The organism is Moorena sp. SIO3I6 (genome assembly GCF_010672095.1).
Window position 1 is genome coordinate 1 of the sequence record NZ_JAAHHU010000604.1, and the last position, 2,677, is coordinate 2,677.

Here is a 2,677-nt window from a genome sequence, read left to right on the forward strand (position 1 = left end):
TTTAAAGCCCCGTCCTTATAGGACGGCTTTCTTTTTAAGCTAAAACTTGACAGTTTTCACAGAGCGTGTTATTATCTTATTATAAACAATAAACTAAGAACCTAGATAAATACTATCTAATCAATAAGTAGGCAACGTAAAAAATATGTACGAGATACATATTGCGTAATTTGGTCTAACGACTTAAACGTCTATGAAAAAAGTTAGATTAAAAAAGTATCTATCTATTTATAAAAAAGAAAGGTACGGTGGGGCACACCGAAACCTAGATCCATTATCTAAACGATGCACGGAGATTCGGCCTCTACTCAATCTGGTCGGGACCTGATTGAGCAAGTTGAGTCGTTGATTAAGTGCGGCTTGTTCTAGGTAGGAGCCTTCAGAAACTGGAGGGGTATGACTTAGGGAATTCGCGGGTAAAATACCCGAATTCTAACTGTCTATTGGATGGTGGTGAAAAGCCCACCCCATTAAGAGATATGTGACTCCTTATCTGGCCACACCGAGTAGGCGGCAACCTACAGAGTGAAGCTGGCACCAGGGCGGAATCAGAGGTGAAACAGATTAGCCACACTGCCGCTAAAAGGGAGACGACATGGGTAGATTAACGAAAGTCCTTAAAAAATGTCTAAACGACAAGCCGCAATCTGAACTTAAATGCGAGACTTCATCCCTTTATTCTCACAGCGTTTGTTAATCGATAGCTGTAATCTCCGAGAAGAGGATAGGCAAATTGGACTGCCCTAAATCGTCAAAACAATCCAACAGACGGAACAAGTAAAAACGACAGCAAAACATGGGTCTGAGGAACGGTCGAAACCTCGGTAAACTATGCCAAGTCTAATCCCCACTGTCGGGTAGGATGTGCCCGGAAACTGGGCACGGGTATCCAGAATACACAAACCAATGGAGAGCATAGTTAGACGCATGTCAATAAGATATAGCGAACTCTGGAAAGGACAACAGTGGAAGAAACTCCGCCAAAATCTTTTCCGCCTACAAAAGAGAGTGTATAAAGCAGTTCGAGATGGTGACCTGAGAAAAGCCCGGTCTCTACAAAAACTGATTCTGAAATCCCGTTCAGCTCAACTTTTGGCCGTCCGTCAAGTGACCCAACTAAATAAGGGCAAAAAGACTGCGGGAATCGATGGCCAGTCAAGCCTCTCTTATAAACAGAGAATGGCATTGGTGGAAACACTGAACGACTATGCCGCAGACTGGAGGCATAGCCGACTACGGGAAATCCCTATCCCTAAAAAGAATGGGAAGACCCGGATGTTGAAGATACCAACCATTACAGATAGAGCATGGCAGTGTCTAGCAAAATTCGCCCTCGAACCGGCTCACGAAGCCACATTCAGTGCCGATAGCTACGGTTTTAGAACAGGAAGAAGCGCCCAGGATGTCCAAAAGCGCCTCCAACTACACCTGAAATCAGATAAAAACGGCATTAACAAGAAGGTGATTGAGTTAGACATAAAAAAGTGCTTCGACCGCATCTGTCACACCACCATCATGGAAAGGTTAATTGCACCATCAGGCTTAAAATACGGGATATTCCGATGTCTTAAAGCAGGAGTTAATCCCGAATTCCCTGAGCAAGGAACCCCACAGGGTGGAGTGGTAAGCCCCCTACTAGCCAATGTCGCTCTAAACGGAATAGAGGATATTCACACTAGCTTGCGATACGCAGACGACATGGTGTTTATCTTAAAACCAAAAGATGACGCACAGAAGATAATAGACAAAGTCAAAGTCTTCTTGGCAGAACGTGGTATGGAGGTCAGTGAAGAAAAGACCAAGCTAACCAAAACGACAGACGGATTTGACTTCCTGGGGTGGAATTTCCGCGTCCAGAAAAACGGAAAGTTTCGGTCTATTCCCTCAGAGGAAAACCACCGGAACATCCGGAAGAAAATTAAAGCCGTGGTCAATAACTCGAATTACGGCGCAGAAGTAAAGGCCACAAAATTAGCACCCATAGTTCGCGGGTGGAGAAATTACCACAGTAGCTGCGATATGAGCAGTTCACGAGACTCTCTCTGGTTCATGAACAAAACCGCAAACCGGAAATTCCGCAAGGAAAAAAAGGTAGACCGGTGGAAAGCAAATGAATTATGTAAAAGAGGGTTTCCTGGGGTAGGTTACAAGCAAAACCAACACGTGAACGTAAAGGGCACCAAGTCACCCTACGACGGTGACCTGATGTACTGGAGCAACCGCAACTCCCGGTTATACTCTGATGCTACTTCAACAGCCCTGAAAAAACAACGCCATTCCTGTGGACACTGTGGATTGAAGTTCCTAGAAGACGAGTCTGTACACCTTCATCACGTCGATGGAAACCACGACAACTGGAAACCAAAGAACTTACTAGCAGTCCATCAAAGCTGTCACCAGCAAATCCACTGGAGCAAGTCGAAAGACTAGGATATCTAGGAGCCGTATGAGGCGAAAGCTTCACGTACGGTTCTGAAGGAGAGGTGCTCCCCTTAATAGGGGACATCGACTCTAACAGAATCCCCGTTCTTATAGGACGGGGAGTGTCAAAATACAATTGGCTACTACCTTCGACACCAAGATGCGGTAGAAACATACTTAAATCAGAGAGAGCAGTTAGCTGAATCAGTGCAGCAACGTTTGTCTAGTATCCAACCTGATCTCAGCTTAATTCGTA

The 2,677-nt window shown here is 45.0% G+C and carries 1 protein-coding gene; it reads left to right on the forward strand.

The genetic code is table 11. From position 1 onward, the window contains the following. Positions 1–927: 927 nt before the first annotated feature. A complete protein-coding gene (locus tag F6K49_RS40200; RefSeq protein WP_293106400.1) occupies positions 928–2,430 on the forward strand; it encodes a reverse transcriptase domain-containing protein in 1,503 nt (500 codons plus the stop codon). Positions 2,431–2,677: the final 247 nt, after the last annotated feature.